This is a genomic window from Acinetobacter sp. T63 (assembly GCF_053852345.1).
Genome location: NZ_CM132659.1, coordinates 2,492,413 through 2,505,986 on the forward strand (window position 1 = coordinate 2,492,413; position 13,574 = coordinate 2,505,986).

The 13,574-nt window shown below is 40.5% G+C and carries 13 protein-coding genes; 5 read left to right on the plus strand and 8 right to left on the minus strand.

Going from position 1 to position 13,574, the window contains the following annotated elements:
- Positions 1–27: 27 nt before the first annotated feature.
- Together ACVLR6_RS11955 and ACVLR6_RS11960 are read left to right on the plus strand one after the other, a co-directional pair.
- Positions 28–1,419: an RNA-guided endonuclease InsQ/TnpB family protein gene (locus ACVLR6_RS11955; protein ID WP_016658436.1), complete on the plus strand. Its 1,392-nt coding sequence runs from the start codon at positions 28–30 to the stop codon at positions 1,417–1,419.
- A gap of 65 nt (positions 1,420–1,484) precedes the next feature.
- Positions 1,485–2,672: an MFS transporter gene (locus ACVLR6_RS11960; protein WP_075167480.1), complete on the plus strand. Its 1,188-nt coding sequence runs from the start codon at positions 1,485–1,487 to the stop codon at positions 2,670–2,672.
- A gap of 25 nt (positions 2,673–2,697) precedes the next feature.
- On the opposite strand, the gene ACVLR6_RS11965 is transcribed toward ACVLR6_RS11960, so the two are convergent.
- The gene (locus ACVLR6_RS11965; RefSeq protein ID WP_005180108.1) at positions 2,698–3,339 is read right to left on the minus strand and encodes a hypothetical protein; all 642 of its coding nucleotides are present in this window, start codon (positions 3,337–3,339) and stop codon (positions 2,698–2,700) included.
- A gap of 220 nt (positions 3,340–3,559) precedes the next feature.
- Between ACVLR6_RS11965 and ACVLR6_RS11970 the strand changes: the two genes are divergently transcribed.
- The 3 genes from ACVLR6_RS11970 to ACVLR6_RS11980 all read left to right on the plus strand — a co-directional run bounded on the left by ACVLR6_RS11970 (position 3,560) and on the right by ACVLR6_RS11980 (position 5,650).
- A protein-coding gene (locus tag ACVLR6_RS11970; RefSeq protein ID WP_455995294.1) for an IS4-like element ISAba1 family transposase occupies positions 3,560–4,650 on the plus strand; the annotation gives its coding sequence in 2 pieces (ribosomal slippage) (positions 3,560–4,100 and positions 4,100–4,650; 1,092 coding nt in all).
- A 334-nt stretch (positions 4,651–4,984) separates the two neighbouring features.
- The gene (locus ACVLR6_RS11975) at positions 4,985–5,311 is read left to right on the plus strand and encodes a hypothetical protein (protein WP_455995296.1); all 327 of its coding nucleotides are present in this window, start codon (positions 4,985–4,987) and stop codon (positions 5,309–5,311) included.
- 54 nt (positions 5,312–5,365) lie between these two features.
- Positions 5,366–5,650, plus strand: coding sequence for a hypothetical protein (locus ACVLR6_RS11980; protein WP_455995298.1), 285 nt, complete (start codon positions 5,366–5,368; stop codon positions 5,648–5,650).
- Between the two features lie 130 nt (positions 5,651–5,780).
- On the opposite strand, the gene ACVLR6_RS11985 is transcribed toward ACVLR6_RS11980, so the two are convergent.
- From ACVLR6_RS11985 to badH, 7 genes are all read right to left on the minus strand, one after another.
- Positions 5,781–6,248: a CinA family protein gene (locus ACVLR6_RS11985; protein WP_160242814.1), complete on the minus strand. Its 468-nt coding sequence runs from the start codon at positions 6,246–6,248 to the stop codon at positions 5,781–5,783.
- Between the two features lie 271 nt (positions 6,249–6,519).
- On the minus strand, positions 6,520–7,104 hold the full coding sequence (locus ACVLR6_RS11990; protein WP_455995300.1) for a TetR/AcrR family transcriptional regulator: 585 nt from the start codon (positions 7,102–7,104) through the stop codon (positions 6,520–6,522).
- 200 nt (positions 7,105–7,304) lie between these two features.
- Complete coding sequence (locus ACVLR6_RS11995) at positions 7,305–8,627, minus strand: DcaP family trimeric outer membrane transporter (protein WP_455995302.1); 1,323 nt, start codon at positions 8,625–8,627, stop codon at positions 7,305–7,307.
- Positions 8,628–8,773: 146 nt separating this feature from the next.
- Positions 8,774–10,411, minus strand: coding sequence for a cyclohexanecarboxylate-CoA ligase (gene aliA / locus ACVLR6_RS12000; protein WP_411689180.1), 1,638 nt, complete (start codon positions 10,409–10,411; stop codon positions 8,774–8,776).
- 162 nt (positions 10,412–10,573) lie between these two features.
- Complete coding sequence (gene aliB / locus ACVLR6_RS12005; protein ID WP_411686724.1) at positions 10,574–11,731, minus strand: cyclohexanecarboxyl-CoA dehydrogenase; 1,158 nt, start codon at positions 11,729–11,731, stop codon at positions 10,574–10,576.
- A gap of 13 nt (positions 11,732–11,744) precedes the next feature.
- Positions 11,745–12,527, minus strand: a complete 783-nt coding sequence (badI, locus tag ACVLR6_RS12010) for a 2-ketocyclohexanecarboxyl-CoA hydrolase (RefSeq protein ID WP_086176643.1) — start codon at positions 12,525–12,527, stop codon at positions 11,745–11,747.
- Between the two features lie 116 nt (positions 12,528–12,643).
- Positions 12,644–13,411 carry a 2-hydroxycyclohexanecarboxyl-CoA dehydrogenase gene (badH, locus tag ACVLR6_RS12015; protein WP_160240977.1) on the minus strand — a complete coding sequence of 256 codons (768 nt, stop codon included), beginning with the start codon at positions 13,409–13,411 and terminating at the stop codon, positions 12,644–12,646.
- Between the last annotated feature and the right edge of the window lie 163 nt (positions 13,412–13,574).

A 13,574-nucleotide genomic window follows, 5' to 3' on the forward strand; every position in this document is an offset into this window, starting at 1 on the left:
TAACCTCAACACCTAGAGGTTTTTCAATTGCTAACAGGCATCCAATTAAGAGCATACCCAACACAACATCAAAAGCTGATTTTAAGTCAGTGGATGGGTTGTGCTCGTTTCGTTTGGAATGCCAAATGCGATGAGGATAAATACTTTCGAGGATTTGCCCGTAAGTTTGCAACTTTTGATCACTATTATGAAACCCAAGATCAAAAATACGCTCACTTTAAATCAGATGAGATTAGTTCATGGCTTGCAAACTGCCCTAGTACAATACAAAAGAACTCAACCGTTAATTGGTACAACACACTCAAAAAATCTATTAAAGGTTTATGTGGGCGACCAAAACGTAAAAAGAAGACAGATAAAGGTTCGATTCATTTAACCTCTGATTTATTCGAGTTTCGCACGGAAAGAAATAAGCGCAAGCTATATATCGGTGGTAAAAAATTTAATATAGGCTCATTAAGTTTTAAGGCTCATGCTAACTTTAAAGAACCGAAATCCCTTTATATTCGCAAAGAGCGTGGTCAATATTTCGTTTCTTTCTGCTATGAAGATGGTGTTGAGATTCAAGAGTTTGACGGTAAGAAATTCGATGCTAAAAAATACGCCAAAAGACAGTTAGATCATTTGCAGGGCATGGACGAAGAACAACTACAAAAAATAGTGGTTGGTATAGATCGTGGTGTCACCATTCCTGTTCATGCAGGCTATGAAGAATTTGATTTCTCTAAAGAACAAAAGAATCATTTAACAAAAGCAGATCGCTACATTAAGCGACTGCAAAGAAAACTCGCTCGACAAGTAAAAGGCTCAAACCGAAGAGCTAAGACTAAACATCGAATTGCGGTGCATCACTCTAAGAAAGCCAATATTCGCAAGGACTTTGCTCATAAGACAAGTCATAGCCTAGTTAATGGTTTAGCTAAGGTATTTATCTTTGAAAAATTAAATACCAAGAGCATGACTAAAAAGCCTTTACCAAAGATCGATGAATCAGGTCGATTTATTCCTAATAAGGCTAAAGCCAAAGCAGGCTTAAACAAATCTATCCTGAACGTGGGTTGGCATAGAATTGCATCATTCCTAGCTTACAAAGCAGTTAAGCTAGGTAAAGCGGTATTTACCATCAATGCTTCTTATACAAGTCAAGAGTGCGCTTTATGCGGTCACACTCACCCCGACAATCGCAAAAGCCAAGACAAGTTTAAATGCGTGAGTTGTGGACACATTGACAATGCAGATCACAATGCATCAGTTGTTATTAAGAACAGGGCGATTAATTTAATTTTAGACAGTGGAACGCTGTTGGATGACAATCATTTGTCATCTAGTGGGCGCAGAGGTGTTCGTAAGACGACTAAGGGTGTTAAAGCCCTTTTTCGCAGTACCAATGAAGCGTCAAAAGAGATGTGTGCAACTTAGGTTGCACTACGGAAACTCGGTTGCTTTAGCTCCGAGTAGTTCATTTAACCTGAACTGGACCTTGTATGAATACCTCTCCCGATATTAGTCAGGATAAAACCCTGCTCTGGCTTATGGCGCTGGCTTGTGGTCTATGTGCAGGGGCCAACTATTATTGCCAGCCGCTGATTAACTCGATTCATACTTATTTTCAGGTGCCGGAATCCCAAGTCGCGCTCACGGTGACGTTTGCCCAGGTGTCCTATGCGCTGGGGCTGTTATTTATTGTGCCGGTTGGCGATACCGTCAATAAAACCAAATTCATTCCACTGCTGATGTTTCTGGCCGCGTTTGGCCTGTTTCTATGTGCTTTTTCAGTGAATCTGCCAATGCTCTGGATTGGCACCATCATGACCGGACTATTTTCCGTGGCCGCGCAGATTCTGATTCCGTTTGCCACCATGTCGGTCAAGCCGGATAAAATGGGCGAAGTGGTCGGACTACTGATGAGTGGTTTACTGGTCGGGATTTTACTGTCGACCAGTCTGGCCGGACTGTTGTCCAATTTATATGGCTGGCAGCTGATTTATATCATCAGTGGCGTGTTGATGATGGGACTGGCGATTATTCTGAAAAAACGCTTGCCACATATTCCGACGGTGCGCATGGCCTATGGCAAAATCCTGCATTCGATGCTGCAACTGATCCGCCAGGAAAAACGGCTGGTCTATCGCGCCCTGATTGGTGCCAGTGCCTTTGCCGCCATGAGCGTGCTGTTTTCCACCATTGCGGTGTTACTTGGCTCCTCTTTTGGCCTGCCAGATGTCGCAGTCGGTTTAGTCACCTTAATTGGGGTATTTGGCGCACTCTCTACCAAAAAAATTGGCAAAATTGCCGACCGGGGTCATGGCAAACTGATCACCTGGGCCGGACTCTCGTTATTGGCGGTCAGCTGGAGTTTCCTGTATTTCGGCGCGCAGTATTTATGGAGCTATATTATTGGTTTTGGCCTAATTAACCTGGGACTGGCCAGTGTGCATACCAGTAACCAGAACGTGATTTTCCATTTACGCCCCGATGCCAAATCACGCCTGAATGCAGTCTATATGACCAGCTATTTTATTGGCGGCGCCTGCGGTTCTGCACTGGGCATTTACGCCTGGCATCATGGCGGCTGGAGCATGAGCTGTCTGGTTGGTTTAACCCTGGTGCTCTGCTCGGCCTGTTTTGCCTGGTTAGATCAGCAACATCTGCGCCGCCAGCAACTGGCTTAAAACTGTATAAATCGTGCAGGCAGGTTTAAGACACCTGCACCATCGGATAATGCGGCTGGGCCGAATCAATACTGGCCGGATATTCCAGCAGAATCTGAATAAAGGATGGAATTAAGGCAGCAAATATACTGGTTGCCCCAGCCAGAATGTCACGGTTTAACAGGCTGTTATAGTTGGCACCGCCGCTGGCAAACTGGTGACGCAGACTGTCAAAACGTTTAAACACTGCCATTAGCAAGGCCACCGACTGTTTATTTTGCAAGGTCTGTTGCAGATCAATCTGCTCTTGGGCAGCGCGCTGCTGCCATTCATCGCGCGTGAGCTGTAAATGCTGATAGGCCCAAAATTCCGGATGGGTATACGGGTGCGCCAACAGGGCCTGAATCTGCTGCTGGTATTTTTCCCATAACACATAATCAATTTTTCGGGTTTCATCCTGCTGGTGCAGAAGCTGAAAAAACTGCTGTAACTGCGCAGCGGATGGACTAGCCGCATCTTCACGGTAAATGGCCTGAAAGGCAATCCATAAACTCATAAACTTGAAATCCAGCTCCTGATCCAGACTCAGGGCTTTTTTAAACCAGCTCAGGCTGCGCTGTATTTTCAGATTAAAATGCACCGAATTTTCATTCTTTTTACTGCGGTAAATTTCCTCAACCACCAGCATCTTTGTTATCCTTTTTCTTGTCTTACTGCATCAATGTAATGGTTTTTTTATTTTGTCTCAACCTTTTGATCCTTCAATTTATTTATTACCCGTCTATTTTCCAGCATAAATAAATCCGAGTATTTTCCTTTTATTTAAATAAAATAAATCTCTGTACACGACAAAAATAGATAACTCATTGAAATAATGTCACAATAATTGTTTTCTAACGACGAATACTATGACACATCTCAATGAGTTATATCTTATCTTAAACAAATCTCTAAAATGGAACAAGTCACATTTAAAGTGCTTTGCGCTCATCATGCTTGTGATTATTTTAAAGCAAACATGTAATCTTTCTTCTGCATCTAAAGCCTTGCCCATCAAGTGTTTACCACAATCATTTTATCGACGTATGCAGCGCTTCTTTGCAGGTCAGTATTTTGATTATCGTCAAATTTCTCAGTTGATTTTCAATATGTTTTCATTCGACCAAGTGCAACTGACTTTAGATAGAACCAATTGGAAATGGGGAAAACGAAATATTAATATCCTGATGCTCGCAATCGTTTATCGTGGAATAGCGATACCTATCCTTTGGACATTGCTTAATAAACGTGGAAATTCAGATACGAAAGAGCGTATTGCTTTGATTCAACGCTTTATAGCCATTTTTGGTAAAGACCGTATTGTGAATGTGTTCGCAGACAGAGAGTTTATCGGTGAGCAGTGGTTTACATGGTTAATTGAACAAGACATCAACTTCTGCATTCGTGTTAAAAAAACTTCATTGTCACCAATCATTTAGGAAAGAATCATAAAATTAGTGATTTATTTCGCCATCTTAAAGTTGGTCAAATTGAATGTCGTAAACGACGGATTTTGGTTGGTCGGGTGAAACTATATATAAGTGCACTACAGTTAGAAAATGGAGAGCTTTTACTCGTCGTTTCTCCTCAGTTTAATGCCAATGTTATTCAGGATTATGCATTACGCTGGGAAATTGAAACCTTATTCAGTTGTCTCAAAGGACGCGGGTTTAATCTTGAAAATACGCGCTTGACAGACCCTAGACGAGTGAAAAAATTGATTGCGGTGTTAGCTATAAGCTTCTGTTGGTGTTACTTAACGGGTGAATGGCAACATAATCAAAAAAAAGCGATAAAAATAAAGAAGCATGGACGACTCTCAATGAGTTTATTTCGCTATGGTTTAGACTATGTTCAAATGGCGATTCAGCGTTTAATTGGTTTTGGGAAAAAAGAAGAGTTTAAGGAAATTTTGGCAATTTTAAGAAAGCAGAATCCTGATAGGATAAGGGTTCTGTGAAATTTGTCGTGTACAGAGAAAATAAATAAAAAATCTGAAAGCTTAAAATATATTTAAAACACATTTTATCTAGCAGCTACTTAAAATAAAGAAATGTAAAGTTATATATAAAATCACGAAAAATGTAATTACACAAAAGATTACATTCTTAAAAATCCTATGTAGGATAGCCAATTAAAAATACCGGCTTAAAATCACCGCTTACAACTAAATAAGATGTAACAGAGCCAGGGTTTTTCATGAGATGTTTCATGTTAAAAAGAAGCTATCTGTTTTTCTCAGATGATTTCAGCGCGCTAGCGATAGCGTCGATATCTATAAAAGAGGTGTTCAAATGCAAAATCAAAACAATGGTTCAAACCAACAGCAACAGCAGCCTCAACAGCAAGGCAATCAGCAGCAGCAACAAGACCGCCTGCAGCAACAGCAACCTCAACAACAGCAAAATAACCAGCAACAAGGCAATCAGCAACGCCAGCAAGATCAACAGCAGCAACAGCCTCAACATCAGGGCAACCAGCAGCAACAACAAAACCAGCAACAGCCTGGCCAGCAACAAAACCGCCAGCAGCAACAGCAACAACCGCAGCAATATGGTCAACAACGCCATAACCAGAATGCGCAGCAGCAAAACAATCTCTTAGATGATGAAGATATGTAAAACCATTTTTTGTTTTTCACTTATTTTTATTATAAATAATCGAAGGAGATGATCATGGTCAACAATGCAAATGATCCACATGGGTACTGGCGTGACAACCATGCAGACCGTCCTTACTACAATGATTTTAAAAGAAATATCCCAGATATTGATTATGATCGGGACTTATCTTCTGCTTATGACCTCGGTACACGTGCCCGCAGTGAATATGGCACAGATCGCGACTTTGAAAGTTCTGAAGGCGACCTGAAACAGCGCTGGGAAGAGTTTAAAGCAGATTCTCGTTTAAAATGGGAACAGGCCAAGCACGCGATTAAAGATGCCTGGGATAGAAACTAGATTGCCCTCAGTCTGGTTCTGATACGGTTCAGAGTTATAGGTCATTATGACCTATAACTTTTTTATATCTGTGGGTTTTATCTCTGCAGATTTTCTATTTTGTGTTCTCTATTTGATTTATATATTCCTATTATTTTTGCTTGACTACTTCAATAATACTCTGACTAATTGCTCGCGACAGCTGTTCCAGTTTTTTCTTTTTGGTGCCATTAAATACACAGCGATAATGATGCAGTTTATTCTGATACGAAATACAGTAAAAAAATGTTCCGACCGGTTTTTCCTTAGTTTCAGAGCCACCACGTTTTAATAAACCGGTACAGCCAACAAAAATATCAGAATCAATGATCTGTTTGGCTTTTAAAACCAGTTGCTCCGTTACTTCAGCAGATTCTGGAGAGTATTTTTCCAGGAATTTCTTTGAGATCTTTAAAATACTGACTTTTAAATTGGCGTCATAACAAACCAAGCTGCCATTTAAAATATCGCCTGAATTTTTATTTAATGAAAAACGATAGGCCAGATACCCTGCCGAAGCACTTTCAATAAAGGTGACTTTTAATTTCTTTTTGGCAAGTAACTGGCAGCATTTATTCATTTATACCCATCCTGAATATAATTATTCCTTCCGATTTAAACATAGCTCTTTTTCAGTGCTTTTTTCTGAAAAGTAACATTTCATTTATTTTTTAAAACGACTTTGTTGCACAAACCGGCTTTGTTGCATAAATATGTAAGCTTCTGATTTAAATAAATTTAATTTTGGATCAAAAAATAATCAAAAATTTTAAAATCATATAGTTATGAAATCTTTGTGCAACAAAGCCACTCCAAGCTACTTACTCAAAGATAATCTCTACATTTCAACCTTAAATATTAATTACTTGATCGATGTAAAAATTGATCAATTTCTCTTTATCCCCCCTTGCATGTTTACAGCTGTTTGAACTGATAAGCAAAGCAACCCCATAGGTAATACTCCAAATATAAGAAAAATAATCACGGACAGAAAATACACTTCCCACCCGTTTTAAATGCTCCGCTGCAATGTCTTTCATTTCGACAATTCTCTTTTCACGTATAGCATACAGTTCATCAAATAAAGGATTCAGCTTTCGTTCCTGTCTGGTGACCTGTTCCTCTATTGTATGCAGTGTAATCGTTCGATTTGAATTAGTCAGATGATACAACATAAAATTTGATAAGAATTGCTTAATATCTTTATTGTAGTTTATTGAAATATCTAATAACCGTTTTTCGTTTTGGATTAAAATTTCCACATATATTTGATTTTTACTCTTAAAATATTTATATATTGTGCCCTTTGCCATATCTACTTCTTTTGCTAAATCATCTATCACAATATTCTTACATTGATCAATTAAAAGCCTTTCTGCAGACTGCAAAATTTTTTGTTTTTTTAATATAATTTTTTGATTTCTTACCAAACTCATATCATTTTCGCTTATAATATTTCAACATAAGGAAGACTATGTTAGTCCAAGGGACTCTATCTAATTTATGTAAATAAAACAGCTAATTACAATACTTATATGCATGTAAAACACTCCACAAAGGGGAATTTTCCATTACTTTATACATAGTCATATAAAAAGATAGAACCCGCAGACATTAACATCTACTTAAAATTGTTTTAAAAATCATAAATTGCCGTGAAATTCAGTCGATTATCTATACCCTTTTTATCATTAAATGTTTTACGTTCACCATACATATACTCCAGACCAAAATTCACCGGTTTCACTGGATTGTAGAATAAGTTAATCCAGCCTTCTTTTAGCTCGGAATTTTGGGTTTCATCATTATCATTACGTACCAGCTGTGCAAAGCTATTATTATCATCGGCTTTCATATAGCCAAAGCCTAATGTTGAGCGGATTTTAGGCGTGATTTTTTGCGTTAAACCGACGCTAATCGCATCAAACTGATTGGCACGCATTTTATTATTTTCATCAAAAACATAGGCCATATTGGACCAAAGTAAGTTCTTGGTATCCCCTTTAATGTGGTTATAGTCGAAGCGAACTAAGGTATTTTCAGATACCTGATATTTTCCGCCTAATGCCACGCCCCATGCTAAGAAATCATCATTACCCTCATGGTTGGTCGCTTTTTGGGTCACAAAAGCACGTCCAGAAAGTGCTGAACCATTATCAAATTTATAATTCACACGCCCAGTTGCTGATGGTAATTTTAATTTCGCATCGGGATCTGTGACCGTTTCAGCTTTCGAATCTTCCAAACTAAATGCCAAATTCAGATTAGGGTTCACAGGAACTGAATATTTGATTTGCGGTACACGGGTTAATGACCCACCGACAGAAAGTGATGCATCTACTGTTTCAGGGAAATATTCCACAGCGTTAAAGTTAGACCATGTTTGACCCAAGAGCCATTGATCATAAGTCATATAGGCATGACGAATACGGAAGGTATCGCGCCCAGCTCCGCCAAAAAAGTCCATTTCCACTTTACCTCCAATAGCATGCTCGCCAAGTTGAGGGGTTTTAAAATTAAAGCCGAAACGTGTGGCATTTAAGGTGCTTTGAAATTTATCCGAGTTGTTGTGTTCAGCCTCTGTTCCTTCCAGCGGTACAGCACTGATTAAGTTATACATCGTATTCGGACCTTTCATTTGATAGCTCATGTCCGCGCGCACATTGCCGTAGAGCTCAAATTCAGCACCGCCCTTTGTCGTATGCTGTAAAACGGGTGCTGAAGATTTTTTTGGTGCAGCACTTTCAACCAATGCAGGCGCAGCTGCCATTTTTTGTTCATTGAATTTTTGATCATTGGCTTTTTGCTGTTGTTGCACCAATTCCTGCAGAGCTTGAACCTGCTGCTGCAATTGTGCAACTTGCTGCTCCAGACTCACGTTAGCATGAGCCAATGAGGTGAAAACCAATATGGATAAAGTCAAAGTGCTTTTAGCAAAAAGCTGTACATTTTTTTTCATGGTAGAAATCCCTTTATTCCCCAAATGTTTAATTCTGGATACACACAATTTTTTCAGGTCAAACAAAGCCATTGATAAATATAAAAATGATATTTATCGAATAGACTTGTTTGGATTTTGCTGAATGAAATACGTCTATGTATTTGTTAATTCTTTAATAATTCACGGATTTTGAATTTTTGGATTTTCCCCGATGGGGTCATTGGAATTTCATCCCAAATTTCTAGCCGTTCTGGTAAATATTGATTAGCTAGTTGATGCGTTTTCAAAAATTCCACCAGTGATGGCAGCGTCAGCTCATGTTCTGGATTTTTCAGTTTGACTACTGCACAGGCTTTTTCCCCCATACGCTCATCTGGATATGGCACTAAAGCGACTGTCGCAATCTCAGGATGCAGGTAAATAAGAGATTCAACTTCAGCAACGGGGATATTCTCCCCACCACGGATAATGACGTCTTTTTTACGACCTGCAATGCGGATATAACCTTGCTCATCTTGATAGGCAATATCACCTGTATCAAACCAATCCTCTGCATTGGTTTCATTCAGATGTGGACGTTTTAAATATCCGCCAAAATTTGAACAGCAACGAATCATCAGTGTGCCAGATTGCATAGGTGCAAGTGTTTCACCGTCATCACCAACAATTTTCACTTCAACTCCGGGCAATGGCAGACCATCGGTATTGAATGAGCGTTCGTCATCATCTTCTGGACAGGTCATGGTCACAGCACCGCACTCAGTCATACCCCAAGCAGATATAACCTTAACCCCCATGTTTTGACGCGCTTTTTGTACCAAAGTACTTGGAATTGGCGCTCCAGCACATAAAAATAATTTCAAGCTATCAAGTGATTGATGAGACTCCATTACCGCTTCAGAAAGATCATTTAGAAATGGCGTAGAAGCCATAGTAAATGTCGCTTGGTGCTTATGAATCAAGTCAATCGCAACATTGACGTCCCAAACATCCAAGAGCACGGCTTTTGCTTTCAGCAGTACAGGCATAATTAAGCCATACATAAAGCCGGTCTGATGAGCCATTGGCGAACCCATTAAGATCACATCATCTTTATCCAAATGCAGACGTTTCGCATAAGGCACAATATTGGAAAATAAAGTATTTGCCGTATGCATTACACCTTTTGGTTCACCTGTTGTGCCTGAGGTAAAGACTAATTGAGCAATATCATCTGCAGTAATCGTGACGTCATTCAGTGTATTGAGAATTTGCGGATCTTTATCTAAACCATGATTGAGCAGTAGTTTTTCAAAGCTGTTTTCACCTTCTCCACCAATGACAACAACGTGCTCAAGGCTTGGTATATTCCTTTGTAGCTGATTGGCTAATTTTTCATAATCAAATTTACGGAAGATTTTAGGCACAATAAAAACTTTGCTTTCTGTATGTTTCAACATAAAAGAAAGTTCGCGCTCTCTAAAAATCGGCATTAGTGGATTAAGTACAGCACCAATACGTCGGCAAGCAATATACAGCAGTGTAAATTCCCACCAGTTTGGTAATTGGCAAGAAACGATATCTTGCTTTTGCACACCTAGGCGCTTTAGCCCCAAAGCAATACGATTGGCTGTATGCAGCATTTCCCGGTAGCTAAAGCTTGTTTCAGACTGATCTTCAGTTTTATAACTGACCAAGGCGACTTTATCAGGATGTTGATGTACCGCTTCATTCAATGATTGAAGAATGGTCTTATTTAACCAATAACCTTGTTGCAACATTTTTTCCCGGCGTGGGGGTAAAAGAACCGCATCGAAATCCATTCTATAACTCCAATTTTATAATTATCTACCTGTTCTCTTGGTCAGACCGCACAATCGTCGTCAGCCCGAAAATTGCAGATACAAACTCTGCTATGCAGATGACTCAAACTTCTATTTGTGTCATCTGCAGGATTGATCACGCATCCACGTCATCGGTTTACATCAAGCTGGAACAGCTTTACGTCCAGCCTTTTTACGCGCAATAATGGTTTTCATGATCTGTGCTGTTCCATCACCAATCTGAAAGCCCAGTACGTCGCGCATTCGCTGTTCCATTACACCGCGGTCATAACCGGCATGACCAAAGGTCAGTAAACATTGATGAATCACGTCATAGGCCAGTTTTGGTCCCCACCATTTACACATGCCAGCTTCAGAGGTATGCGGCAAATTATTGTCTTTGAGCCATAAGGTTTGCAAACACAATAAACGAGCTGCTTCAACCTGGGTTTCATACTCGGCTAATGGATGAGATACTCCCTGAAATGCGCTAAGTGGCTGACCAAAAGCTTCACGCTGTGCTGCATATTCCCAGGCTTCATCCAGACTGACACGTGCCACGGCTAAAACCTGCAAACCAATCAGGGCACGTGAAAAGTCAAAACCTTGCATGACTTGCACAAACCCCTTGTTTTCATCACCCAGACGGTGATTGACTGGAACCCGAACGTTATCAAAGAAAATTGAACCGCGACCAATCGCACGCTGCCCATGACAGTCAAAACGCGTGGTACTAATGCCTGGTAAATTCATCGGTACCAGTAAAGCCGTTACACCATGTGCACCATCTTCAATTGAACCGGTACGACCAAATACCACAGATGCATCAGCCTGATCAGCCGCAGAAATGGAAGTCTTTTCGCCATTAATCACATATTCATCGCCATCACGTTCGATTTTTAAACGTAAATTGGCTGCATCTGAACCACCACGTGGCTCGGTCAGGGCGATTGAAAAGATGGCTTCACCCGCCGTTAGTTTTCTGAGCCACGGTTCAACCACGTCCGGTTGACCATGTTCTGCCAGAATCTGACCATTTAAAGAAGCCAACAAATTAATATAGGAGAAACTTAAATCTGCTTTGGCCACCGCTTCATGAATAACGCCCGCAGCCAGACGCCCCATACCTTGGCCGCCATATTGTTCTGGAAGTTCCGGTGCAATAAAGCCCATCTCTCCCATTTTTTTGACCAGTTCACGGTCAAAGACGCGGCTTTGATCACGCTCCAAAAAACCCGGAGCAATATATTTCTGTGCAAACTTTTCAACGGTTTCAGCTAAGAATTCTAAATCTTCAGAGATGTAAGGATTTTTATTCATGGCTTGTTTCTCCTTACTTAAAGAATTTACGGAATTCAGGTGTGCGTTTTTCTTTGAGCGCATTGACACCTTCACGTGACTCTTCTGTATCGTAATAAAGCTTCAAAGCGTACATGCCCATGCCTGCAATGCCAGCTTGATGTGCTGTATCCATATTGAAGCTACGTTTAGCAATGGCAATTGCCGTCGGGCTACGTTCACAAATTTCTTCTGCCCAAGCTTGTACTTCTGCATCTAATTGATCTGCAGGTACGCATTTATTGGCTAAACCAATATCGACAGCTTCTTGACCTTTATAGCGGCGGCATAAATACCAAATTTCACGTGCTTTCTTCTCACCGACAACACGGGCTAAATACGCTGTACCAAAGCCCGGATCTACTGAACCCATTTTTGGACCCACTTGACCGAAAATTGCATTTTCAGAACAAATGGTTAAATCACAAATGGTCGCTAAAACATTACCACCGCCAATTGCATAACCTTGTACACGGGCAATTACTGGTTTCGGTACATCACGAATAGCGGTATGCAGCTCTTCCATCGGCAAACCAATTGTCCCTCGACCATCATAGTTGCCGTCATGTGCAGATTGATCTCCTCCAGTACAGAAGGCTTTTTCGCCCGCACCAGTCAGGACAATTGCACCAATTTCGCGGTCATAGCCTGCTTTGTTGAGTGCACGGATAATTTCATCACAGGTTTGTCCGCGAAAAGCATTCATTTTTTCTGGGCGGTTAATGGTGATCCATGCCACGCCATTTTTTACTTCGTATAAAATATCTTCAAAATTCATGATCTTTTCCTTTCCTTGAAAACTGCTTTTAACTTTTTACTTCATATATTTTTTTAGGACTTGCACATTCAGTAGTGTCCATCGCTCAGTACTTAACTCGGCGCGTTGCAAGCCACTTAACCATTCATGGTTAAACCACCAGAAACACTCAGGACTTGTCCTGTAATGAAGCTTGCGTCATCACTTAAGAAAAATGCGATAGATGAAGCAAGATCATCCGGCTGACCCAAACGGCCTAGCGGGATCGCACGAGTAAATGCTTCACGAAGTTTTTCAGGATTTGATGCACCTTCAGTTACGCCAGCTAAAAGTGCTGTATCTGTTGGGCCTGGACAAATGACATTGACCGTAATGTTATTGCGCGAATGCTCACGCGCTAAAGTTTTAGAGAAAGAAAGCAATCCACCCTTACACGCTGCATATACCGCTTCGCCTGATGAGCCCACACGCGCTGCATCTGATGCAATATTCACAATACGTCCTTGATTGCGCTCAACCATGCCTTTGAGTACAGCGTGGTGCATGTTCAGCATGCCGACTAAATTAATTTGAATCAGTTTTTCCCACTCGTCAGGAACAGATTTAATAAATGGTTTGAAGATATCCCAACCTGCATTGTTTACAAGACCATTGATTGGGCCAAGCTCGGCTTCTGTTTGCACAATCGCCTGATCAACAACTTCTTTATTGGTAATGTCGCACTGCACTGCGAGTGCATTCCCGCCTGCATTTTGAATATCCGTTACCACCTTTTGCGCAGCGTCAATATTCATGTCAAATACCGCAACTTTTGCGCCTTCCTGCGCCAAGCGTTTACATGTTGCACTGCCGATACCGCCAGCACCGCCTGTTACAATAATGACTTTATCTTTTAGGCCTTTCATACCAGTATCCTTTCTTCGTGTTATTCGGAATTATGATCTTCTCATCGATAAATCTAACATAGACAAAAAGGAAATTAATTTCAATTATCTATTATAATATTTTGCTATGCGAAATTTTATTAAATTAACTCAATAAAATATATCTTATTGTTATTTATATTAA

Excerpts from the sequence above, each read along its gene's own strand:
- ACVLR6_RS11975 (WP_455995296.1), top strand. The coding sequence starts at position 4,985 with ATGCAAAATCAAAACAATGGTTCAAACCAACAGCAACAGCAGCCTCAA.
- aliB (WP_411686724.1), bottom strand. The coding sequence starts at position 11,731 with ATGAATAAAAATCCTTACATCTCTGAAGATTTAGAATTCTTAGCTGAA.
- ACVLR6_RS11990 (WP_455995300.1), bottom strand. The coding sequence starts at position 7,104 with ATGAGTTTGGTAAGAAATCAAAAAATTATATTAAAAAAACAAAAAATT.
- badH (WP_160240977.1), bottom strand. The coding sequence starts at position 13,411 with ATGAAAGGCCTAAAAGATAAAGTCATTATTGTAACAGGCGGTGCTGGC.
- ACVLR6_RS11995 (WP_455995302.1), bottom strand. The coding sequence starts at position 8,627 with ATGAAAAAAAATGTACAGCTTTTTGCTAAAAGCACTTTGACTTTATCC.
- ACVLR6_RS11965 (WP_005180108.1), bottom strand. The coding sequence starts at position 3,339 with ATGCTGGTGGTTGAGGAAATTTACCGCAGTAAAAAGAATGAAAATTCG.
- ACVLR6_RS11985 (WP_160242814.1), bottom strand. The coding sequence starts at position 6,248 with ATGAATAAATGCTGCCAGTTACTTGCCAAAAAGAAATTAAAAGTCACC.
- badI (WP_086176643.1), bottom strand. The coding sequence starts at position 12,527 with ATGAATTTTGAAGATATTTTATACGAAGTAAAAAATGGCGTGGCATGG.
- aliA (WP_411689180.1), bottom strand. The coding sequence starts at position 10,411 with ATGGATTTCGATGCGGTTCTTTTACCCCCACGCCGGGAAAAAATGTTG.
- ACVLR6_RS11980 (WP_455995298.1), top strand. The coding sequence starts at position 5,366 with ATGGTCAACAATGCAAATGATCCACATGGGTACTGGCGTGACAACCAT.
- ACVLR6_RS11960 (WP_075167480.1), top strand. The coding sequence starts at position 1,485 with ATGAATACCTCTCCCGATATTAGTCAGGATAAAACCCTGCTCTGGCTT.